This is a genomic window from Curtobacterium sp. MCPF17_051 (assembly GCF_003234595.1).
GTDB lineage: Bacteria > Actinomycetota > Actinomycetes > Actinomycetales > Microbacteriaceae > Curtobacterium > Curtobacterium flaccumfaciens.
In genome coordinates, this window is sequence record NZ_QKSE01000006.1 from 109,916 (window position 1) to 132,357 (window position 22,442).

The 22,442-nt window shown below is 70.0% G+C and carries 17 protein-coding genes; 7 read left to right on the plus strand and 10 right to left on the minus strand.

Annotation, left to right across the window (positions count from 1 at the left end; genetic code table 11):
- Positions 1-85: 85 nt before the first annotated feature.
- Both phoU and DEJ35_RS06295 read left to right on the plus strand, forming a co-directional pair.
- A complete protein-coding gene (gene phoU / locus DEJ35_RS06290; RefSeq protein WP_027466613.1) occupies positions 86-754 on the plus strand; it encodes a phosphate signaling complex protein PhoU in 669 nt (222 codons plus the stop codon).
- Between the two features lie 88 nt (positions 755-842).
- Positions 843-1,391, plus strand: coding sequence for an AAA family ATPase (locus DEJ35_RS06295; protein WP_110861779.1), 549 nt, complete (start codon positions 843-845; stop codon positions 1,389-1,391).
- Positions 1,392-1,483: 92 nt separating this feature from the next.
- Here DEJ35_RS06295 and DEJ35_RS06300 read toward each other — a convergent pair whose 3' ends face one another.
- Entirely contained in the window at positions 1,484-2,230 is a 747-nt protein-coding gene (locus DEJ35_RS06300) for a phosphoglyceromutase (RefSeq protein ID WP_071244006.1), read from the minus strand.
- A gap of 43 nt (positions 2,231-2,273) precedes the next feature.
- On the opposite strand from DEJ35_RS06300, the gene DEJ35_RS06305 reads away from it, so the two are divergent.
- Complete coding sequence (locus DEJ35_RS06305; RefSeq protein ID WP_111192289.1) at positions 2,274-3,047, plus strand: class I SAM-dependent methyltransferase; 774 nt, start codon at positions 2,274-2,276, stop codon at positions 3,045-3,047.
- Between the two features lie 96 nt (positions 3,048-3,143).
- On the opposite strand, the gene DEJ35_RS06310 is transcribed toward DEJ35_RS06305, so the two are convergent.
- From DEJ35_RS06310 to DEJ35_RS06320, 3 genes are all read right to left on the minus strand, one after another.
- A complete protein-coding gene (locus DEJ35_RS06310) occupies positions 3,144-4,226 on the minus strand; it encodes a folate-binding protein YgfZ (protein ID WP_111091230.1) in 1,083 nt (360 codons plus the stop codon).
- Positions 4,226-4,828: an FABP family protein gene (locus DEJ35_RS06315; protein WP_110861785.1), complete on the minus strand. Its 603-nt coding sequence runs from the start codon at positions 4,826-4,828 to the stop codon at positions 4,226-4,228. The genes DEJ35_RS06310 and DEJ35_RS06315 overlap by 1 nt, the downstream gene beginning before the upstream one ends.
- Positions 4,829-4,964: 136 nt before the next feature.
- A complete protein-coding gene (locus DEJ35_RS06320) occupies positions 4,965-5,246 on the minus strand; it encodes a hypothetical protein (RefSeq protein ID WP_146238581.1) in 282 nt (93 codons plus the stop codon).
- Positions 5,247-5,419: 173 nt separating this feature from the next.
- Here DEJ35_RS06320 and DEJ35_RS06325 point away from each other — a divergent pair, with 173 nt between their 5' ends.
- From DEJ35_RS06325 to DEJ35_RS06335, 3 genes are read left to right on the plus strand one after another with little or no spacing between them, the layout of a single operon-like run.
- A complete protein-coding gene (locus DEJ35_RS06325) occupies positions 5,420-6,103 on the plus strand; it encodes a response regulator transcription factor (protein ID WP_017888078.1) in 684 nt (227 codons plus the stop codon).
- The gene (gene mshD / locus DEJ35_RS06330; protein WP_111192291.1) at positions 6,103-6,933 is read left to right on the plus strand and encodes a mycothiol synthase; all 831 of its coding nucleotides are present in this window, start codon (positions 6,103-6,105) and stop codon (positions 6,931-6,933) included. Before DEJ35_RS06325 ends, mshD begins: the two co-directional genes overlap by 1 nt.
- 48 nt (positions 6,934-6,981) lie before the next feature.
- Positions 6,982-8,997, plus strand: a complete 2,016-nt coding sequence (locus DEJ35_RS06335) for a serine/threonine-protein kinase (RefSeq protein WP_111192330.1) — start codon at positions 6,982-6,984, stop codon at positions 8,995-8,997.
- A gap of 105 nt (positions 8,998-9,102) precedes the next feature.
- On the opposite strand, the gene DEJ35_RS06340 is transcribed toward DEJ35_RS06335, so the two are convergent.
- From DEJ35_RS06340 to DEJ35_RS06350, 3 genes are read right to left on the minus strand one after another with little or no spacing between them, the layout of a single operon-like run.
- Positions 9,103-13,374 (minus strand): FtsK/SpoIIIE domain-containing protein, encoded by a 4,272-nt coding sequence (locus DEJ35_RS06340; RefSeq protein WP_111192294.1) that lies wholly within the window; start codon positions 13,372-13,374, stop codon positions 9,103-9,105.
- Positions 13,375-13,411: 37 nt separating this feature from the next.
- Complete coding sequence (locus DEJ35_RS06345) at positions 13,412-14,818, minus strand: ABC transporter substrate-binding protein (protein WP_111192296.1); 1,407 nt, start codon at positions 14,816-14,818, stop codon at positions 13,412-13,414.
- Positions 14,815-17,502 (minus strand): hypothetical protein, encoded by a 2,688-nt coding sequence (locus DEJ35_RS06350; RefSeq protein WP_146244760.1) that lies wholly within the window; start codon positions 17,500-17,502, stop codon positions 14,815-14,817. The genes DEJ35_RS06345 and DEJ35_RS06350 overlap by 4 nt, the downstream gene beginning before the upstream one ends.
- Before the next feature lie 319 nt (positions 17,503-17,821).
- Here DEJ35_RS06350 and DEJ35_RS06355 point away from each other — a divergent pair, with 319 nt between their 5' ends.
- Positions 17,822-18,415: a hypothetical protein gene (locus DEJ35_RS06355; RefSeq protein ID WP_110861797.1), complete on the plus strand. Its 594-nt coding sequence runs from the start codon at positions 17,822-17,824 to the stop codon at positions 18,413-18,415.
- Between the two features lie 186 nt (positions 18,416-18,601).
- On the opposite strand, the gene DEJ35_RS06360 is transcribed toward DEJ35_RS06355, so the two are convergent.
- The 3 genes from DEJ35_RS06360 to DEJ35_RS17000 all read right to left on the minus strand — a co-directional run bounded on the left by DEJ35_RS06360 (position 18,602) and on the right by DEJ35_RS17000 (position 22,429).
- The gene (locus tag DEJ35_RS06360) at positions 18,602-18,883 is read right to left on the minus strand and encodes a hypothetical protein (RefSeq protein ID WP_110861799.1); all 282 of its coding nucleotides are present in this window, start codon (positions 18,881-18,883) and stop codon (positions 18,602-18,604) included.
- Between the two features lie 1,762 nt (positions 18,884-20,645).
- Positions 20,646-21,086: a hypothetical protein gene (locus tag DEJ35_RS16995; RefSeq protein WP_146244761.1), complete on the minus strand. Its 441-nt coding sequence runs from the start codon at positions 21,084-21,086 to the stop codon at positions 20,646-20,648.
- A 911-nt stretch (positions 21,087-21,997) separates the two neighbouring features.
- Entirely contained in the window at positions 21,998-22,429 is a 432-nt protein-coding gene (locus tag DEJ35_RS17000) for a hypothetical protein (protein ID WP_146238583.1), read from the minus strand.
- Between the last annotated feature and the right edge of the window lie 13 nt (positions 22,430-22,442).

Sequence of the window (22,442 nt, forward strand, 5' to 3'; positions counted from 1 at the left end):
GAACGCGAAGCGTTCAGCCCCGCGTCACCGTTCGTTCACCTGGGCTGACGACACTCGTCCGGTACGCAGAGAGAGGTACTCCCCCATGCGCGAAGTCTTCCAGCAGGAACTCCAGGACGTCCAGGAGCGACTGACCGAGATCGCCGGGCTCGTCGAGTCCGCCATCACCCGAGCCACCCAGGCCTTCAGCGACTCCGACGTCGCCCTCGCCGAAGAGGTGATCGCCGACGACGAGAAGATCGACCTCGCCGCGAACAGCCTCGACGAGATCGCGATCGACATCCTCGCCCGCCAGGCACCGGTGGCCCGCGACCTGCGCGTCGTCGTGACCGCCCTGCGCGTCAGCTCCTCGCTCGAGCGCATGGGCGACATGGCCGAGCACATCGCGCAGCTCGCCCGCCAGCGCTTCCCCGAGAAGGTCGTGCCGAAGGGCCTGCGCAGCACGTTCAAGGAGATGGGCCGGCACGACGTCGCGATGGCGCAGAAGCTCACGCGGCTGCTCGCCACCGAGGACATCGCGCTGTCGGCCGAGATCCGCGACGAGGACGACGCCGTCGACGAGCTGCACGCCAGCGTCTTCGACTTCGTGCTCGGCGAGGCCTGGAAGGGCGGTCCGATCGACACCGTCGACGCCACCCTGGCCTCCCGCTACCACGAGCGCTTCGCCGACCACGCGGTCTCGATCGCGAAGAAGGTCGAGTACCTGGCGACCGGCGACTGGACCGGCGCGTCCACCTCGACCGCGGCGGTCTGACCCGACCCGATCGGTCTGACCCGGCTCGATCGGTCTGACCCGGCCCGATCGGTCTGACCCGGCCCGATCGGTCTGCGAGGATCGTGGCATGGCCCAGGTCGCGATCATCGTCAACGGCATGCCCGGTTCCGGCAAGAGCAGCATCGGCACGGCACTCGCCGAGGTGCTCGGCTGCCCGTTCCTGTCGAAGGACCGCATCAAGGAGCCCCTCGCCGACGTCGTCGGCCCGATGATCGCCTCGCGGCCGCTCGGTGGCATCGCGATGGACACGATGTGGTCCATGGCGCGGGCCGTCGAGAACGGGGTCGTCCTCGACGCCGTCTGGCTGCCGTCGCGTGACCGGGACCTCCTGGAGGCCGGACTCGCGTGCGCCGGGTCGCCTCGCGCCGTCGAGGTGTGGTGCGACACGGACCGCGCCACCGCCGAGCAGCGGCTGCGCGACCGGTACGAACCGGGCACCGTGCCGGTGCGGCACGAGGTGCACGGGGACCTGGCCGACGTGCTGGCCTTCTGGGACGAGCACGGCGACGACGCCCGGCCCGTCGGGCTGCCCGGCGTCCCGGTGATCCGGGTCGACACGACGAAGCCCTACGACGTCGGGGCACTGGTGCAGGAGATCGCGTCGCACTTCGTCTGACCGTCACACTCCGCGTGGTCCGGTGTCGCCTGCCCGGACACAGCGAGGCCGCAGCCCCGTCGGGGCTGCGGCCTTCGTCGTTCGCGTGGGTGCTACTTCTTGGCACCCTGGGCGGCCACGGCGGCTGCGCCGGCTGCGGCGGCCTCGGGGTCCAGGTAGTACGCGGGCTTCGTCGGCGTGAAGTCGTCGTCGAGCTCGTACACCAGCGGGATGCCCGTCGGGATGTTCAGGCCGGCGATGTCGTCGTCGGAGATGCCGTCGAGGTGCTTCACGAGCGCACGCAGCGAGTTGCCGTGGGCCGTCACCAGCACGGTCTTGCCGGCGGCGAGGTCCTTCGTGATGTCGGACTCCCAGTACGGCAGCAGACGGTCGATCACGAGCTTGAGCGACTCGGTGCGGGGCAGCTGGTCGCCGAGCTCGGCGTAGCGGCGGTCACCGAACTGCGACCACTCGGCGTCGTCGGCGATGGGGGGCGGCGGGACGTCGAACGAACGGCGCCACTCCATGAACTGCTGCTCGCCGTACTCGGCCAGGGTCTGGGCCTTGTCCTTGCCCTGCAGGTCGCCGTAGTGGCGCTCGTTGAGGCGCCAGTCGCGCTTCACCGGCAGCCAGGCCAGGTCGGCCTGCAGCAGCGCGATGTCCGCCGTCTGGATCGCACGGGTCAGGAGCGAGGTGTACAGGACGTCGGGGACGATGCCGGACTCGGCGATGAGGTCGCCGGCGCGCTTCGCCTCCTTCTCGCCCAGCTCGCTGAGCCGGACGTCGACCCAACCGGTGAACAGGTTCTTCTGGTTCCAGTCACTGTTGCCGTGACGGAGCAGGACGAGCGTGGAGGTCATGCTCCGAGTCTACCGAGCGGTACCGGCCCCGTACCCTTGACGCATGCCCATCGGGAACGTGACGCGCGGGACGACCGGGTACAACCGGCTCCGCCGCGTCGACCGGTGGATCGCGACCCTGCCGGTGCTGCGCCGGACGGACGACCCGCTCGTCGCCGACGTCGGCTACGGGGCATCGCCGACCACCACCCTCGAACTGCGCGACCGGCTGGCCGCCGTCCGGCCCGACGTCGAGGTGACCGGCATCGAGATCGAGCCGTCGCGGGTCGCACTCGCGAACGCCGGGGCCCGCGACGGCGTCACGTTCCGCCTGGGGGGCTTCGAGACGCCGACGCCCAGGCAGCGCCGGCCCGCCGTCATCCGGGCCTTCAACGTGCTGCGGCAGTACGACGAGTCCGCGGTGGTCGGGTCGTGGCGGATCATGCAGGACCGGCTGCAGCCCGGCGGTGCGCTCGTCGAGGGGACCTGCAACGAGGTCGGTCGGGTGGCCTCGTGGGTGACGCTCGACGACGTCGCGCCGCAGACGTTCACGGTGTCCCTCCGGCTCGCCGGGCTCGACGTGCCTTCGATCGTCGCCGAGCGTCTGCCGAAGGCGCTGATCCACCGCAACGTGCCCGGCGAACGGGTGCACGCGTTCCTGCGGGACCTCGACCTGTCGTGGGCGGTCGCCGCACCGCTCGGCACGTACGGGCCCCGGCAGCGGTGGATCGCCACGGTGCGCGGGATGCGTGACCGCGGCTGGCCGGTGCTGCACGGTGTGACGCGCTGGCGGCTCGGTGAGCTCAGCGTCCCGTGGTCGGCCGTCGAGCCCGCCTGACGCCAGCGCGCAGGACACCGGTGTTCGCGCTCCGAACACCCGCGAACCGCGGTGCGACCGGCGAACACCGGTGTCTTGCGACCCTCAGCGCGCAGGCTAGGAGCGCTTGACGGCCCCGAGGCGGGGCAGGCGCGGGACGTTCGCCGTAGCACCGGCCTCGGGCGGGACGATGGTCTCCTGCGCCGCGGTCACCACGACGTCGTCGGCCTCGAGCCGCAGGGTCGCGGTGGGGTCGAGCGAGCGCTTCACCACGGCGAGCCCTATGGGACCGAGCTCGTGGTGGATCGCCGACGCCGACAGCCGTCCGACGGGCTTGTCGTCGAGCAGCACCGGGGTCCCGGGGGCCGGCAGCACGCCGTCGGACCCGTCGAGGTGCAGCAGCACGGCCCGTCGCGGCGGGTGCCCGAGGTTGTGGACCTTGGCGACGGTCTCCTGCCCGCGGTAGCAGCCCTTCGACAGGTGCACGGCGGAGCGCAGCCAGTCGAGCTCGTGCGGGATCGTCCGCTCGTCCACGTCGGACAGGGTCGGGCGCCAAGCGGCGATCCGCAGCGCCTCGTACGCGAGCAGCCCCGCGACGGGCACGTCCGACGTGGCGATCGCGGTCGCGGTGCCGGGGGTGACCACGGCGATGCGGAGGGTCCAGTCGGAGCCGGGGTGGGCCTCCTGTTCGGCGTAGCCCCATCCGCCCGGCGTGACGGCGCTCCACGGGTCGACCCACTCGGCGACGGGCGGTTCCGGCAGCTCGACGGACGCGAACGGGGCGTCCGCCCCGAACCAGCCGAGGGTGACGAAGTCGGCGGAGCGGTCGGCGACCTCGACCCGGAGCATGAAGCGCATCGAGTCGAGCCACCCGGCGAGCGGCGCAGCGTCAGCGCGCTCGGTGAGCAGCCAGACCGTCGCACCGTCGTCGACGACGCGGGCCGCGTGCTCGACGCGTCCGGCCTGGTCGAGCACGAGCGTCTCGGTGCTGACGCCGGTCGGCAACCCGGTGAGCTGCTGCGAGGTGATCGAGTTGAGCCACGACAGCCGGTCCGGTCCGGTGACGGTGACGACACCGAGTCCGAGCTCGACGACGGCACGCCCCCGGGTCAGCAGGCGCTGCTCCCCGATCGGGTTGCCGAAGTGCGCGGCGACGGAGTCGGCGGCGACGAAGCCGTCACGCGCGGCGAACACCGACATCAGTCGACCTTCGCGAGCTGCCCCGAGGCGTGCGAGGTGAGTTCGCGACCGAGCGCGGCGATGTCCCACGCCCAGAAGAGCTTGCCCTCGACCAGCCCGTACAGGCGGGTCGCGGCGGAGTAGTCCTTCGCGTTCGGCGAGCGCAGCACGGCGTCGGTCGACAGGTCGATCCGACCCTTCCGCACGCGGCCGACGTAGAGCTCGTTGACGCCCGTCGGGTGGATGATCGCGGCCTCGACGTCGAAGCCGTCCGTGGTGTTGCGGAGCGCCTCGACGCTCTCGACCGTGCTGAAGGGCGTGGGCCCGTCGCCCAGGAGCATCGCGGGGCCGCGGTCGCCGGGCTCGGTGGGCCGGTCGATCCGCCAGTAGCCCATCTCGGCGGCGAGCGGGGTGTGGTCGTCGTCGAGCAGCCAGGTGGTCGACGAGTAGTTCAGGTACGGCAGGCCGTCGTGGCTGAAGCTGACACGCTGGCCGAACTCGTAGTTCCGGACCTCGTCGTCGTCACCGACCGGGTACTCGACCACGCCGGTGCCCTCCCACACGCCGACCAGCCACGACAGCGGGACCAGTTCGGGGGCGAGGCCCTCGGGCAGCTCGATCAACGCTGGCCCTTGAACAGCTTCACGACGACGACCACCGAGATGAACGCGATCGCGAGCGACGCCAGGCCGAGCAGGCCGACGTAGAAGAGCTCGAGCGCAAGCAGCGAATCCATGCTCGGAGTCTACGCGGCTCGGCTCAACGCGCCAGGAGCACCACCGCGGTGACGAGGACCACGACGAACGCCCCGGACGACGCGATGCTGATCCGTTCGACCAGACCGTCCTTCGTGGCGGTGATGAGCTGCAGCACGAAACTGACCATCACGCAGGCGACGAAGACGAGCAGCAGCCAGGCGAAGGCGTCGCGCTCGGCCAGGGTCAGCACGAGCACGGCCCCGACGACCGCCAGCACCCAGACCGGCAGGACGGACGTCAGCCGCAGGCGACGCTGGTCGGTGGGGTGCACGGGCTCGGTCACGCGCTCCATCATGTCAGGGACGTGCGGAACGCACGCACCGTGCGGTGCGGTGGTCGCGCCGTGCGGTGCTCGCGCCGTGCGGTGCGGGACGACGCGCAATCCGTCCGGCCGGATAGGTGGTTCGCGAGCATCACTAGGATGTCTCCACGACGTCATCCACCTCCGGAGGTCCTGTGGCACAGCTCCTGGTACTCACCTCGACCGCGCCCGGAGACGTCCTGCCGAGCCTGGGCCTCCTGAGCCACCGGATCCGCCACGTGCCGGCCGAGGCCGCACAGCTGGTCAACGCCCCGCAGAGCGACCTGATGTTCGTGGACGCCCGCACCGACCTGGTCAGCGCGAAGGCCCTGTGCAAGATCCTCGCCTCGTCGGGATCGACCACGCCGATCGTGCTCGTCGTCACCGAGGGCGGGCTGACCGCGGTGAACAGCGACTGGAACGTCGACGACGTCGTGCTCGAGAGCGCCGGCCCGGCCGAGATCGACGCCCGCATCCGGCTGTCGGCCGGTCGTGCGGCGAAGGGCCAGACGAGCTCGAAGATCCAGGCGTCCGGTGTCGTCATCGACGAGGCCAGCTACTCCGCCAAGGTGCGCGGCCGGCCGCTCGACCTGACGTTCAAGGAGTTCGAGCTCCTGCGCTTCTTCGCCACCCACCCGTCACGCGTCTTCACCCGCGAGCAGCTGCTCAGCGAGGTCTGGGGCTACGATTACTTCGGTGGCACCCGCACGGTCGACGTGCACGTCCGACGGCTGCGCGCCAAGCTCGGCGACCTCGAGTCGCTCATCGGCACCGTCCGCAACGTCGGGTACCGCTTCAACGTCTACGACGACGAGGCCGAGCGCCTGATGGGGCAGTAGTGCTCCCCGACCTCGGCAGTTTCGTCGCCCCCGGTGAGGCTCCCCCGTTCTCCGACCAGACCCTGGTCGACGTCCGCGCGGGGCGCGCGACCGTCCTGACCGTTGACCACGGGGTCGCGGTGGTCCGTGACGGCGAGCTGGAACTCGTCGTCGCCCAGGAGGCCCGTGGCCAGGGCATCGGCACGGCCCTGGTGTCGCAGGCACTCGCGCCGGGCGGCGGGGCCGCTCCCCGGCTCGCGTGGGCGCACGGGGACCACCCGGCAGCGCGTGCGCTGGCCGACCGGTTCGGCTGGCGTGCGGTCCGCACGCTGCTGCAGCTCCGGGCGCCCGTCGCCGACTCCGATGTCGACGTCGCCGCCGAGGTCGAGCTGCCCGACGGCTACTCGCTGTCGGCGTTCCGCCCCGGCACCGACGACGAGACCGACTGGCTCGCGCTGAACGCCGCCGCCTTCGCCCACCACCCCGAGCAGGGGCGGATGACGCTCGACGACCTGCACGCCCGCGAGGCCGACGACTGGTTCTCCGGTGAGGACCTGCTGCTGCTCCGCGACGCCTCCGGGCAGCTCGCGGGCTCGTGCTGGCTCAAGGTCGAGGACGGCATCGGCGAGTTCTACGCCGTCGCCGTCCGGCCCGACCTGCAGGGGCAGCGACTCGGCGGTGTGCTCATGCGTGCGGGCACCGCTCGGCTGCGCGGCCGCGGCCTGACCGCCGCCGCACTGTACGTCGAGGGGGACAACGAGCCGGCGCTCGCGCTGTACCGGCGCTCGGGGTTCACACAGCACGCGATCGACGTGCAGTACGCGGCGCCGGAGCAGCCCGCCGGCCGGTAACATTGCGTGGTCGGCGAGGGGCCGGCCATCGGGGGGATCGGGGAACGCGTGGCGCAGGACCGTCAAGGGCAGTACGGCCAGGGCGAACCGCTCGGCGCGTCCTACCGGCTCGTCGAGCTCCTCGGGACCGGCGCCACCGGTGAGGTCTGGCGGGTCGAGCACTCCGCGACCGGCGAGGCCTTCGCGGCCAAGCTCCTGCGTGCCGAACTCGCCGCCGACCCGCAGATCGTCGAGCGCTTCGTCCGCGAACGCTCGGTGCTCCTCGCCCTGCAGCACCCGTCCATCGTGCGCGTCCGCGACCTGGTCGTCGAGGGCGACCGGCTGGCGATCGTCATGGACCTGGTGCCGGGTGGGTCTGCCCGCGACCTGCTCGCGTCGAACGGCCCGCTCCTGCCGCGGGACGCCCTGACGATCACCGCCGAGACCCTCGACGCACTCACCGCGGCGCACGAGCAGGACGTCACCCACCGTGACGTGAAGCCCGACAACGTCCTGCTCCAGACCGCGTGGGTCCCCGGTGCCACCGGTGCCGTCCGGGTCACCGACTTCGGGATCGCGTCGGTCGTCGCCGAACGCGAACGCACGACCACCGGGCTCCTCGGCACACCGCAGTACATGGCGCCCGAGTCGATCAGCCACGGACGCTCGGGTCCGGCCGCCGACGTCTACGGCGCCGGGGTCATGCTCTACGAGCTGCTGTCCGGTCGCACACCGTTCGCCGGACCGGGCACGGACTTCGCCGTGGCCTACCGCCACGTCACCTCGAACCCGCCCCCGCTCGACGTGCCCGACGCCCTGTGGGCCGCGGTGTCCGCTCTGCTCGCGAAGGACCCGAACGCCCGGCCGTCGGCGGCGGACGCGGCGGGGGCCCTCCGTCGGCTCGCACGGTCCCTCGCGTCGGCACCCGCACTGGTCGCCTCCAGCGACCCGGACTCGTTCGACGAGGTCGAGCGCCCGGCGACCGTCGTCCGTGGGGTCCGTCCCGACAACGCGACGGAATCTCGGACCACCGCCACCGGGGACGACGCCGCGGCCGTCGGGCCGGCCCCGGAGCTCGGCCCCGCCGGGTCGCAGACCGTCATCCGGCCGATGGCGCGGCAGCCGCTGCCCGCGGCGCCGTCCGCCGAGCCCGAACCGACGCGTCGGTTCGCCCGCCCCGAGTGGCTGACCGACCGTGCGCTCCTGTTCGGCGGCATCGGCGTCGTGCTCGTCGCCGCACTGGTCGTCGGTGGCGTCGTGTGGTTGCCCGGAGCCCTCCGGAAGACGCCGGGCACCGGTACCGCGACCGCACAGGCCGCCAACGCCTACCAGCAGGACCGTCCGCTGCCCACCGGGCTGGCGACCACACGCCGCGCCACCGTCGACCCGGTGAAGGGCACCGTGGACCTGCGCGTCACGTACGCGGCGCAGGCGGCCACCCTCAGCGGACCGTTCCTCGAGGTGCTGCCGGGTGCCCGCTCGGGAGCCTCCTGCCCCGCGGTCACCTGGTCCGGCGAGGGCATCACCGCGAAGCGCAACCAGCCGTCACTGACCGGTGTGGACACCGCGTGCGCGTGGAGCCTGTCCGGCGTCGAGGTGCCCGCCGGCGGAGACGTCACCGTCGAGGCCTCGGTGCCACTCGCCGTCGAGGACGGTGCAGCGCTGCAGACCTGGCTCGACGGCGTCGGCGAGGCGACCACCGCAGCCGTGACCGACGACGCCGTGCGCGGGACCGCCTACCCCGTCCAGCGGCTGCAGGGCGTCGAGGTCCGGACGCCCGACCGGACGGTCAGCCAGACGGCACTGCCGGTGACCCTGGTGCCGGTCTGGCCGAACGGTGCCGACGAGCTCAACCCGCTCTACCGCAGTCCGAGCAGCGGGCGCCCGTCGCAGATGCTCGTCGACGTGGCCGGCGGGGAGTCAGGCGTACGGTTCGCCGACGGCTGCTCGGGGGCTCTGGCGGTGTCGTCCGACGGGCTCGTGGTCACCGCGCTGTCCGTCGCCCCGTCGTGCACCGTCCGGGCGACGGTGGGGAACTTCACGAACCTCGAGAGCTCGCCCTTCGGGATCACGACGCGCGACTGAGCGCGTCTGCCACGCGCGTCCATCGCACGACTGAGCGCGACCAGCAGACGGACTGGAGGCCCGTGGCGGCGTCGCCACGGGCCTCCAGTCCGTCAGTCGGTCGGGTCAGCTGCCTGCGGACGCGGTCTGGACCAGGCGGACGGCTCCGCCGGACGACGCGTAGCCGCGCCCCACGGTCAGCGCGACCGGTGCACGGCGCGGGAGCGTGACGCCGAGCAGCTCGCCGTCGTAGTCGACGTCCGGCTGCAGGAGCACGCCGCACCGCGACTTGCGGACGGCGCGGGTCCAGTGGCTGTAGAGCGACCGGAGGTCGGCAGACCGACCGGCGGCGACCACGCACAGACCGGGACGCTCCGTCGCGAGCAGGGTGGCGATCGCCTGGTCGCCGTCGTCGAAGCGTTCGGCGTCGTCGATGAGCAGGAGGACCGGACCGCGCTCGAGCCGCAGCCCGGCCAGCAGTGCGGGGACCTCGTCGGATCCGACGGCGATGCGGTCGAACGATCCCGAGGCGAGCGGTGACCGACGATCACAGATCGCCCAGACGGCCGGGCGGACGCCCTCTGCAGCGCGTGCCAGTGCCGCCAACGCCAGCAGGACGGTCGACTTGCCCGAGCGGGCCGGCCCCGCGACGAGCACGTGTTCGCCGTCGTACACCTCGAGTGCGGCCGGAGCGAGGTCGTCCTCGGCGATCCCGACCGGCAGCCGCCACGGCTCGCTGGAGAAGACCGCACCGGCACCGAGCTCGTCGACCAGGACGGCGTCGGGCAGCCGCCCGACCGCACTCGCCTTCGGAGCGGTGCCGGACCAGCGTTCCGCGAGGCGCTCGACCGCCTGCGCGAGCGGGACGTCGGGTGTCGCCACGTGCGACTGCAGGCGCAGGACCGAGTCGATGAAGCGCCCCGGCACCGGCGGCGGGACGTCCTTGGGGCGGACGCCGATCGAGGCGTAGTCGTACGGGTCCGCCAGGCGGAACATCCACTTCTGGGTGGTCACTTCGTCCATCGCAGACGGCACGGCCTTGGCCCGCGTCGTCGACACGGCGAACGAGATGCCCAGCGCGGGCCCCTCGGCGTAGACGCGGTACAGGGCATCGAGCAGCTGCTGGCCCTCGAAGTCCTGGTACTCGTCGCGCAGTGCCGCGAGACCGTCGATCAGCACGACGGCACGGCGGCCGCCCGGAGTGGCACGACGGCGCTCGAGCTCGACGCGCAGGTGGCGGAGGAACCGCGCCTGCAACTCCCCTGCGCCGACTCCGGAGCCGACGTAGGCCGTGGTGTGCGGCAGCCGGGCGAGCGGAGCGAGGTCCCCGGGACCCATGTCGAGCACCAGCAGGTCCAGGTCCTCCGGACTCGTCGCGGCGGCGAGCTGCAGGGCGAGGGTGGCGAGCGCGGTGCTCGTCCCGCTGCCGGGGATGCCCATGAGCATGAGGTTGCCCTCGTCGAGGTCCCATCCGGTGGTGACCTGACGCTGGTGGTCGGGGTCGTCCGCCAGGGCGACGGGCACCGTCCGCGACGTGTCAACGGCGTCGGCTGCCGCCAGCGCACCCAGCTCGACGCGGTCGCCGAGTGCCTCGGGCCAGATCGGGCGCGGCGGGGCGTAGCCGGCGGCGGCGTTCGCCTGCCCGATCGACTCGATGAGCTGGTCGAGGTCGGTCACGTCGGACGCCGTCGGAGCCGGGGCGGGCATCGGCGCGGGAACGCCGAAGACGTCCGTCGGTCGGACCGACACCGGCTGTTCGGCGCGTTCGTCACGGGCTCGGCCGGTGACGAGGGCTGTCTGCACCGGGGTGATGTCGTCCTGCCCCAGCTTCACGTAGGCGCGACCCGTCTGCTGGCGACCGATGCCGGCGGCCGCGGGGACGCCGATCACGTTCGTGGAGTCCTCGCGGCTCTGCACCCGCAGCGCGACACGCATGTTGGTGTTCGCCAGGATGTCCTCGCTCACCACGCCGGCCGGCCGCTGGGTGGCCAGGATCATGTGGACGCCGAGTGTGCGCCCGACCGCCGCGACGGCGACGAGCGAGGTCAGGACGTCGGGGAAGTCCTTCGCCAGCATCGCGAACTCGTCCACGACGAGGAGCAGGCGCGGCATCGGCTCGTCCGGCTTCGTCGCCAGGTAGGCGTCGAGGTTGTCGATGTCCGCCCCGGCGGCGGCGAACACCCGCTGACGCCGCTCGAGCTCGGCCTCGAGCGCACGGATCGCCCGGTCGGCGAGCTGCTCGTCGAGGTTGCTGATCGTGCCGATGGTGTGCGGCAGCCGCTCGCAGGCGGCGAACGCGGCCCCGCCCTTGAAGTCGACGAGCAGGAAGTTCAGGCGCGTCGGGTCGTTCCGCGCAGCGAGCCCGGCGACGAGCGACCGCAGGAACTCGCTCTTGCCCGAACCCGTCGTGCCACCGACCAGGCCGTGTGGTCCGTCGCGGACGAGGTCGATCTCGAGGACGCCGCTCTCCGACGACCCGATCGGGGTCGAGAAGCCGGTGCGGGCGTCCCAGGCCGTGCGGATCGCATCGGCGGGGCTCGTGCCCGTCGGGGTTCGCGCGACCGTGTCGTCACCCGCGAGCAGCTCCGGCAGGCGGACGAGCGACGGCAACGACGCACCCGGCACCAGCAGTTCGGGATCGTCGAAGTGCGCCACGCTGCGGGCGCTCCGTTCGGCGGTCTCGGCGCTGAGGCCGGCGAGCACGACGTCCTCGACGCGGGTCCGGTCCTCCGGCCGGTAGACCGTCGCTGCGGCGTCGGCCCCGACCGTGATGATCGTCGTGCAGGCTGCGGGGAGCTGCTGCTCGTTGGTCGCGATGACGATCCCGCTCACCCGTCGGGGCTGCTCGCCGGGACGGAGCGACTGTCCGGGCACGGTGCGCCCTTCGCCGAGCAGGTTCCGGGCGGGTGCGTCGCGGCCCTCGGTGAGCACTTCCGAGTCGACCACGACGAGCAGGTTCGGGGTCGGGAGTTCGTCGAGCGACTCCCGCAGCCCCCGGAGCATCGCGGCGCTCTGGTCGCGCTGCGCCGACATCCAGCGGGCACCGGTGCTGCTCCCCGCCACGCGCGCGTGCGGCAGCCAGGAGGCCCACCCCCAGTCGTCCGCGCGGCCGGCGTCACAGAAGATGCCCACCGTCAGATCGGCGGGCCCGCAGTGCACGGTGGCCTGCGTGAGCAGACTGCGCGCCAGCGCGAGCGCGCCCTCGCGGTCGCCGACGATCCCGACGACGCCGGCGTCGGACAGGTCCGCCACGACCGGCGCAGCGGTGAGGCGACTGTCGGCGACGGCGGCCTTCGCCTCGTCCTCGAGCTTGGACGACGCCGCCCGCTGATCGAGTTCGGGGCGCCACGGTGCGTCACCGGTGCCGGCGTGCAGGCTCAGGAAGTCAGCGTCCTCGGAGCGTCGCTGCCACAGCAGGGTGGTGGGGAGCTCGGCCCGGCGGACGACGGTGGCCGGGTCGGGGACGAGTTCCTGCCGACGGGCCGCCTCGACCGCTGCGGCCTCGGCGATCTCACCCCGGAAGGACTCCACGGCCTCGGCGAAGCGGGTGTCCTCCTCCTTCAGGTTCTTCGCCCGACGGTGCTTCTGCTCGAACCACATGCCGATCGCGGTGACCGGCGACAGCAGCGCGAACAGGGCGAACCGGGCGTCGCCGAGCAGGAGCACCATCGCGCCGGCGAGGACCAGAGGCGCTGCGACGGTGATCCAGCTGAACTTCGAGGCCTGCGGGACCTCGCGCTTGGCCGGCGGGTCGACGGTCTCGGTCTCGGTGTTCCGCCCGGCTCGGGGCGGGCGGTTGAACGGCGCGGTCCCCGCGGGCGTCAGGTTGGCCAGGGAGCCCGCGGCCGGCACGGGGACCTCGTCCAGCGCTGGCCGGACCAGCAGCACGGCGCCGCCCACGATGACGCTCGTGGTCCCGGTGAGCAGGACGCCCTCGGCATCGATGCGCTCACCCGCGATCACGGTGCCGTTCGTCGAACCGGCGTCACGCACCCGGACCCCGTCGTCTTCGCGCTCGATCGTGCAGTGCTCCCACGAAGCGCTCTCGGTGGGCAGCACGACATCGGCTTGCGGCGCCCGGCCCACGACGAGCTTCCGGCTGCGTGGGACCGGTACGACGAGACCCGCGTCGAGTCCCCCGGCGAGGGTGACGCTCCACCCGTCGATCGTCTGCGGACGCTCCTCCGGTGCGCGGCCGATGCGGGACCCCTCGAGCAGGACGAGGTCACGCAGCGGGGTCGCCGCACTGGTGCGGTGAGCGTCGACCGCGAGGGTCGTCTCGGCATCGAGTTCGACGCCGATCGCCGCCGAGATGAGCTCCCCCAGCGAGGACGCGCCGGACCACCCGTCGACCTCGACCGCTTCACGTCGGTCGTCGAGCTCGATCAGCAGGCGCATGCTCGCGGTGTCCTTCTCGGGGTTGTGCGTGGGTGGGTCAGCGTGCGGTGGAGTCCTCGAACCACACCAGCGAGGTGGCCTGAGCCGCGTCGTCGCCGGATGCGTCTTCGGAGCCAGCAGCGGCGGCGTTGTCGGGTCGGAGTCCGAGTGGCTGTGCCGAGGCCGCCAACACCGTCGCGGACGCACCGAGCGCCTGCTGCCGCGTGAAGTCGAGCGCCGGACCGGCGATGCCCGCCGCGGAGTCGAGGTCGAGCGCGGCGAGGGCATCGGTCACGTCGGAGGGCTTCGTGCTGCCGGCCTTGCCGACCGCGCGGACCAGGGCGACGACGGCATCGTGGCTGCGGGAGTCCGCTGCTCCGGCCACCACCGAGAACGGCCGGTCGCCCGTCAGGTTCTGGGCGTCGGGATCGTCGGCGAGCACCCGGACCCCACCGAGGAACGCGGACATCGCCCGACCTTCGGCGTCCGAGGAGAGCGCCCGTGCATCGTCGGCGGCCACCCCGACGGTGCGGAAGGAGCCGCTCAGGCTGCCCCCGGCCTCGACGAGTGCGGTGCCGAAGGCGGGACTCGTCGCGTCCGGGGTGAGGACGACCGGCACGGTGACGTCAGCGGCCTGCAGTGCCGCCACCAGGGCGCCCTGTCGTTGCGCGGACCCGCTGACGACGACAGCGTCGGAGTCCGGCGCGGCCTTCGGATCGGCGTCCGCGGCCTCGTCAGTGTCGTCGTTTGCGTCGGTCCCACCGGTCCGCGAGGCGATGGTCTCGGCGAGCTCTGCGGTGTCAGCGGTGTCGTCGCCGTCGAGGACGTGCGCCACTCGGAGGTCTGCGGGCGCACCACCGCCGAGGTTCACCAGGAGCGGCGACTCAGCGTCGCCGAGCGCCGTCGTCATCGCGGCGCCGATCGACTCGGCCGTCGGCGCGGTCGACCACGAGTCCTTCTCGGCCGAGGCGTAGGGCGCCACCACCGGGATGTGCTCCTCGGCCGCCGCCGTCAGCGCTCCGGAGACGTGCTTGCCGGACGACGCGACGACGATGCCCGCGACGCCGCTCTTCGCCAGGGACTCCACCGCGGTCTTCGCCCCCGCGGACGTTCCGCCATCGTTCTTCGTGACGAGGGTGATGTCGGTCCCACCGAGCGCCAGTCGTCGCTCGGCGACCAGGGCACCCTGCGCCGCCTCGTTCCACTCGGAGCCTTCACCGTCACCCAGGGTGACGACGACGCCGATCTTCGTGGTGTCGGGGACGTGCTTGACGGTGATCTTCACCGGCACCGTGGCCGGGACAGCCTCGGCCGGCGTGCTGCTGCCGATCGCCCGGAAGGTCAGGACGGCGGCGACCACCGCGGCGACCAGGAGCACCGCGATGGCTGCGATGACCAGCGGACGGCGATTGCGCGGACGGCCCGCCTCGGTGCCATCGGACTCGTCGATCGTCTGGTCGCTCATCGGTCCGCCCCGATCCGGAAGGTGTACAGCGTGGTCGAGGTCGCGCTGGCCGGCACCTCGAGCTGGAAGGCGGGCAGCGTCGTCGCGGCGTCGAGGGAGGCTCGGAACTGCTCCTGCTGGAGCAGGATCCCGGCGACGTCCTCGGCGCGGACGTTCGCGTAGCCCGCGGCGTTCTGCGATGCCAGGGCGAGCTGGTAGTCGGCGGAGTCGGACTTCGCCGCGCTCGTGGCCATCGCGCCGAGGATGCCGGATCCGTTGACCTTGCGGTCGCCCAGGTCGAGCATCACCCGGTTGAGGTCGCCGGTGAGCAGCGTGGAGGCTCCCTGCACGTCGCGCGTCGAGGCGCTCGTGCTCGCAGCGATCTGCTCGAGACTCGAGGCCGTCTGACGGTCGACGGCGGATGCCAGCTCGGAGCCTTCCTGCTCGAGCGTGCCCTTCTGCTCGTCGATCGTGCCCTTCGAGTCCTTCGTGACCTCGCCCGAGGTGGACCGGAGCCCGGCAATCGACTTGTCGAAGGCCGAGATGACCGCATCACGGCTGCTCTTCGCAGTCTCGCTGACCTGCCGCACCTGCTGGTCGATGATCTTCTGCACGTCCTTCTCGGACTGCGTCGATGCGTCGGCGAAGGCCTTGCGGACCGCGTCCTGCAGCTGGGTCTGCTGCGTGCTGATCGCGGTCAGCTGGGTGCCGACCACAGCGCTCGACTTCGTTGCCTGCTCGACGAGTTCCTGGAGCTCCTGTGCCGCTCCCTCGACCGAACCGCCGTCGTTGCTCACTGCCCGGCGGACCGCGGCGATGCCGTCGTCGAGCGCGTCGACGTCGGCGGACAGCGTCGTGACCGCGGCACCGATCCCGGTCTCGGAGCGGAGATCGGTCGCCGCGACCACCGCGTCCCACTGCTTCGCCTGGTCCGTGAGGCGTTGGTCCATCGGGGTGCTGAAGCGCCCACCCGGCTGCAACGTCGTGCCCTCTTCGGCACCGGGGCACGGCGTGGCGGTCAGGTACCCGCGCAGCGCATCGGCCTGCTCGGCGTCGAGCTGGTCCGTCGCCGCGAGGGCGCAGAGCTGGTCGGCGACCTCGAGGTTCTGCGCCTGCATCGAGGTGCTGAACCGACCGTCGCCAGCGTTGCCCACCAGCCCGCGCGCTGCGACTGCCTGCCGGTTCACCGTCGTGACGGCGTCGCGCACGGGGCCGAGGTCGTCGGCGGTCTGGTCGCGGAGGTCTTGCAACGCCTGCAGGGTGCGCGCGACCTCACCGGTGCCGTCGGCGCCGAGGGCCTGCACGGCGGTGTCGATCTCGCCGAGCTTGGCGCGCAGGGCGTCCGACTGCTCGATCGCCATGTCCGCGAGCTTGGGGTCGAGCTGGTCGGCGAGCTGCTGCCCGGTGCTGACCAGACCGATCAGCGAGGTGCTCACCGCACGCGACGAATCCCAGAGCGCGCAGGTCAACGATCCACGGGCCTCCTGAGGGGCGCACGTCGTCTCGTCCGGCGACGCCGGGCCGACGGCGCCCGCCAGCTGCCCGCTCACCTGCTGCTTGCACGCCTCGCTCGCATCGGCGTAGCCGGTGAGCTGCGCCGAGACGCGCAGGAGGTTGCCGTAGACACTGCCTCCGGTGGACTGGGTCTTCGGCGTGGCCGCGCACCCGTTGCCGTCGAGCACCGTTGCCGGCGCGGTCGCGGACGTGTCCCCGAGCAGGCTGTCGAGGCTCGTGGTGGTCTGCTGGAGCTGCTGCAACACCGTCGACTGCGTGGCCTTGACCGTGGTGCCGAGGTCGCTGTTCAGGGAGCCGAGCTGTCCGGAGAGGGACTGCATCGTGCTGGCGAGGGAGGAGCTGCTCTCCTTGAGGCGCTCGGCTGTGCTGACGCCGAGGGTCTCCGACGTCGTCTCGAGGTTCGACCGGACCTCGGTGATGGTGCCACCGGCACGCGCCAACACCTCGTTCACCTGGGAGATGAGGTCGATCGTGCGGCGCTGGAGCGCGAGTTCGGAGTCGCTGTCGGACCCGAAGGCGGCGTTGACGACGCCCGTGGAGGACAGGTCCGTGGACAGCCCGGGCTGCGCGGCGACGTCGATGGTCGGCGCGGTGAAGTCCTCGACGTCGGCGACGAGGTGCAGCGTGCTGCTCGCGCCGGAGGTCGGCGGGGCGAGCAACCGGCCCCACTGGACGACCGCGTCGCCGTCCTCGTTGGTGCTCACGACACCGTCGGTCGACGAGCCGGAGTCGGCGGAGTCCGTGACGACGCGGTCGGCGGCGGTCCCCGCCAGCACGGTCGACGCAGCGATGCTGAAGGGCGCGCCCACGAGTGCCGGGGTCGACCGCGACGTGCCGGCGACGTCGTAGGTCAGGTTCTTCGACGTGACCGTCAGGTTCTCGATCGTCAGGTCGATCGACACCCGACCCGAGTACCCGTCGAGGTCGGCCAGATCCGTGCCGGTCTTCTTCTTGGTCGAGTACTGCGTCGTGATGCGCAGTGGCAGGTCACTCGCCGCCTTCGCGGGGTCGTGCTCGGTCGTCGCCGACGAGGAGTCCTTGCCCGCGACGGAGATCGCGGTGTCCGAGATCGACGTGATCGAGCCGTCCGCGGCGAGGCGCGTGTCGACGGTCTGCAGGACCCGCGAGGGGTCGGCAACAGGCTTGTCGTCGGAGGTGCAGCCGGCGAGCACCAGCGCTGCGATCCCCATGCCGGCGACCGTCCCCGCGATCCGTCGTCCGGTCCGTCGTGCTCCGGTGTTCCCGGCACGCTGGTTCATCACGGTCTTCCCCCCAAGAGAATCGTCGAGCACATCGATGCTAGTTGCTGAACGGCGTCAGGTCCGGGCTGGTCCGCCCCGGGAGCCACCCCCGTTCGGGCCACAGCTCGCTACTGAAATCCAACATAGAGCATCCGCGACGATGCTCGGGCCTGTCCACAGGGCGCTGATACTCTGCACGCATGATCCAGGGGGACCAGGGCATCACGCCCTTCGAACGGCGCACGAACGCAGGAATGGGGGCGAACCGGTGAACATCAACCTTTCGCCGGTGTTCATCGCGCTCATTGCCATGATCACCATCCCGGCCGCCGTCAGCGCGCTCGTTCGTCAGAACGACCGGAAGCGGCCACCGTCCACCGTCGTGGGAGACGAGGCGTACGGCGTGCTCTTCACCGTCCGGGCTCGCCGGTTCAGCTACCTGCTGCTCCGGATCATCGGGATCGTCGTCATCGTCGTGGGCGGGTTCTTCTTCCTGGTCACGCTCAGCGTGCTCGACGACCCCGACGCGATCGGGATGCTCATCGCCGGCGTCGGCATGGTGCTGTTCGGTCTGCTGTTCGTCTACCTCGGCGTCGGGCAGAAGCGCCGTCGCGTCGAGGCGTACGACTCGCAGCTGGTCGTGACGCCGATGTTCCGTGCCGCGCGGACCGTCGATCCGGCGGCGATCAAGCGCATCCGGCCCACCACCAACCGGTTCGGTGGCCTCGACATCAAGGTGAACGGCCAACGCGGCGTGATCAGCGTCCTATCGATCGACGCCGCCTATCCCGAGCTCTGCGCGTGGCTCGAGCAGCGGGCGCCCGCGCAGTGGGGTGAGTTCGCCGGGGCCTTCGGGCGCTGACCGGCGTACTGCTGCTGCACTGGGCCGACGGACCTGTCGCGATCCACACCCCACACAGCACATGCGCCCCGCAGTCGGACGTCTCGAAGACGACCTGCGACGTCGACGAGCCGGTGCCCTTCACGGAGTGAGACGAGCCCGCAAGACTGTGCGCGGAGCTGACGGTGCGAGTCGTTCAGTCCTGGATCACTCGACTGCAGCCCCGGTGTCCGTCGTGCGGTACGGGCCAATGTCGCGTCGCACCGCTTCGGAAAAGGCCAGCACCAGCGCCCCCAGCTCGCTCTCGTAGGGCCAGGTGTCGGCAACAAGGCGGGCTGCGCCCTGTATCCCCCTGCGGTACCCCGAATGGTCGGGCGGCTGCTCGGACACGGCGACGAGAGCAGATCGTACGGCGGCTATCTGCAAAGCCGACGCGGCGTCCTCGACGGCGTGATCGTCGAGTCGCTTGAGCAATTCCGACAATGTCATGTTCTCCCGTGCCCCTTCAGCGCCGGAACAACGAGTCCATCACGGAAATGTGCGCGTCGCCCGCAGCAGCGCGGAGAGTGACCGCTGGAACGCTTCGGTCGCAGGGACATCGCCCGCGCCGTCAGGCGTGACCACGAACATGTCGCCCATGCCCCCTGCCCCCGAGTTCGACGCGGAGTAGATCCTTCGGTAGATCCGCCGCCGAGCAAGCCGCGCTTCCTCCACGCGAAGCGCCTCGGCCTGGCGGAGGTAGAAGCCCTCCGCTTCACGAGCCTCCATCCGACCGAGGAATCCGGCTACCTCGTTGCACAGCGTGACGACCTGGACACGTGTTCTCCTTCGTCTCAACATCACCGCTCCGGCTCACTCGTCGTTTGTGCTGTCACGCGGTCCGCGCCGGGGCGCCTCCGAGGCGGGCACTCCGGTGTAGCTGTAGATCTCCGGCGCTACCTTCAGGATCTTGAGCCCGGCACGCAGCCGGAACGAGCCCGCTCCCCGCTTTTGCTGATTCAACCGTTCAGGTCACTGACATCAGATGAGAATCGTCGTACGCACCCAAAGCGATCGGCGCTACGAAGAATGCCCAGATCGGGACGACAACGACGAGGAAGAGCAAGAGCACGGCGACGGCGCGGTTCCGAAAGACACGCCGCCGGGCAACCTCCGTCCCAAGCCGAGTCTCAGCATTCGGCACGGTTGCGCTCTCCTTCTCCCGTCGCCGCCACTTCCGCCAGTGCCCTGATTCTTCGGGATTGGTCTCCGCCGCTTGAAGCAGCCCTCAACTGCTGCAATTCATTGCTTGTACTCAAAGGCCGTCGGATACCAATTCATCACCTGGAGCGCACCTCGGAACCGCCGCGAAGATGTGCCAAGCGAGAACTCGAACGTCCCGCCTCCGCACAACCCCTGCGCAACGCGCTCAATCGCGAAGGCGCGGTCCGGGCAGGCAGAGCTGAATCGCCCGATTGGCGAAGCCGACCCCAAAAGGAGGAAGCGGAATTCAAGCGGATTCAAAGCTCTTCACATATACGGCCTGACGAATCATGTTCAGGAATTTCGCATATTGAAGGACCCTTCGCCCACATCGAATCTGTAACGCCCTCGCTTGTCCACGCTTCGGGCGATTTTGTCCTCGTTGTCACGCGTGACACCCCACTGCAACACGAGCGTCCCACAATCTGAAGTCTCAAACACAACTTGAGATGTCGACGATCCAACGCCCTTCAACGAACGAGACGAATCAACGCTGCTGTGCGCCGAGCTGACGGTACAGATCGGGCTAACCCGGTGCCCCGCGTCGTACGCCTTCAACGTAATCGGCCCAACGAAGAAGCCGAGCAATGGAAACAGGACAACAAACACCAGGACAATGGAAGCTAAGGCCCTCCTCCTACGCGCAAGCCTTCTCTGCACTGTGCGATCAGGCGCCGATCTCGTCAACTACAACTCCGATGTTCCGTGGTTCTCATCAGCGGGCGTGGAGACCAATGGTCTTCCGGTGCGTTTCGTCGTACGTGCTCAACCAAAATGGCCATACCAGCAGCACTACTTGCGACACCACGACGCCAAAAGCCCAGACGGCCAGGGCCGTCCAGGCCCTTCGACTCGCCTTCTTCGGGGGCTTCGTCCTTCCCTTCCGCGCGGAACAGCGTCCCAATCGCCCAGCAGCGTCGAACTCGGACGACACCACTCCCGAGGGTCCGTCAAGCGAGGTGGTCCGCGCATCGGCATCGCCGCCAAAGCCCCCCGACACGGTTCAAGCTTATTCGTGAGCTACGTAGGACTGCACGATCACCGGTGTCCGGACGGTGTGGAGCACTTCCCGCCACTTGAACGACCCAGCCCCGATGCGGAATTGCACACGTCCGGCGGAGCTCAACTCGTCCGCGATCTCCTGCTTGTTCTGCTCAGTCACTCCGCGTCGCAGCACCAGGGGGCCACAATCTTTCGTGTCGACTTCAACCTGATCGAATAGGGTCCCGACACCCCTCGAGGAAGTCGAGCCACCTGATGAGGCCTCAGCCTTCTGAACTTCGCAAGTCTCCTCGATCTGGTGCGATCTGTCATACGCTTCAAACAGCTGCCCGCCACCGACGATGCCGATCGTGACGAAAACCGCAAGACCGAGAACGAAGAAAACGAGAATATTTCCCCTTTTTCGTTTCCTCCGCAGAGCATCAGCACCCCGAGCTTCTTGTTCCAATCACTGCCCCTTTTCCGTCGACCCTGCTACGCGCCTCGGCGTCGAGTGCGTCTGACCTTCTGCTTCAGACAACAGCCCGTTGGCAGCTCCTCGCACAGGCCCGTTGCCTCCGAGCCGCATTCATTCGTTCACGCCGTCCCGCAAGCCGCCCACGAAGTGACCGACTCCAGCCGTCACTTCCTGCCGGTGAACTGCGCGGTTGCAAGCCTCAACGACTCGTCGGCAGGCAACCTTGTACTTCTCGTCTTTTTTCACTCACTTCAGAGTCGCAGCCTCCGTCGGATCGCTGCCTCGGATCTGACCCTGACCACTAGATGACGAAACAATCGGGATCGCTCGACATCTGGGGAACCATCGTCACAAGTGATATAACGATCGGCTAGCGTACCCGACCCCTCGCGAAGCATTCCTTCGACGTCCGCCAGTGCCCTGACTCTTCGGGCCTTGTCTCCGCTGCGGATGGCGATCACATCCTGCTGGAACGCCCTGGCGTAGTCCACCTCTTGCATGCTGAGAAGCAGAGGGACGAGCTGCTCAATTCTTTCAATTAACTTACTCAACAGCACTCCTAGGAAAGCGGCCATTGGTTCACGATGGTGCCGGTGACACCCCCCGGCAGGTCGAGCAGCGACGTGTCGGCGATCTTGTGTGTCTACCTTCAGGTAGGAGAACGGCACCCCCAAACCAGTACGGCTCACCGTGGACCCGGCGTAGACCTCTGCGCTGGAGACGCTGCACGGCATGGTCTTCCGGTGCGTTTCGTCGTACGCGCTCATCCAATATGGCCATACCAGCAGCACTACTAGCGACACCACGACGCCGAAAGCCCAGACGGCCAGGATGATCCAGGCCCTTCGATTCCCCTTCTTCGGGGCTTCGATGCGGCGGTCGGCTCGCTCAATGCGATGACACTACGCAGAGCGGAAGCCGTAGGCGGTAGGCAGGCGATTGATCACGCCAAGAACCGAGCGAATAGCGTAGGACCCCGAGCCCACCTCAATCTCAACCTTGCCGCTCTCTTCCAGCGCGGTCGCAACCCGCTTTGAGTTCGCTTGAGTGATGCCTTGGCGCAGCAGAAGCGACCCGCAGCCCTTCGTACTTATTTCAACCTCTGCACGCGAACCACCAATCCCCGTTCGACTCACGTTACTACCAGTCTCTGCATGAGCGGACTTCACTTCGCAGGTTATCCAGGTGTGGTTCGCCGCGTCGTAAGCGTTCAACCACGCCGGTCCCACGAACACGGCAAGGATAATAAAGATCAATACGCCAAGGGCCGAGAAAAAACGAATCCAGCGCGATCTCGAGTAACCCCCACGGCTCGCATGATCCGAATCGTTCACGGTAGCTCGCGCG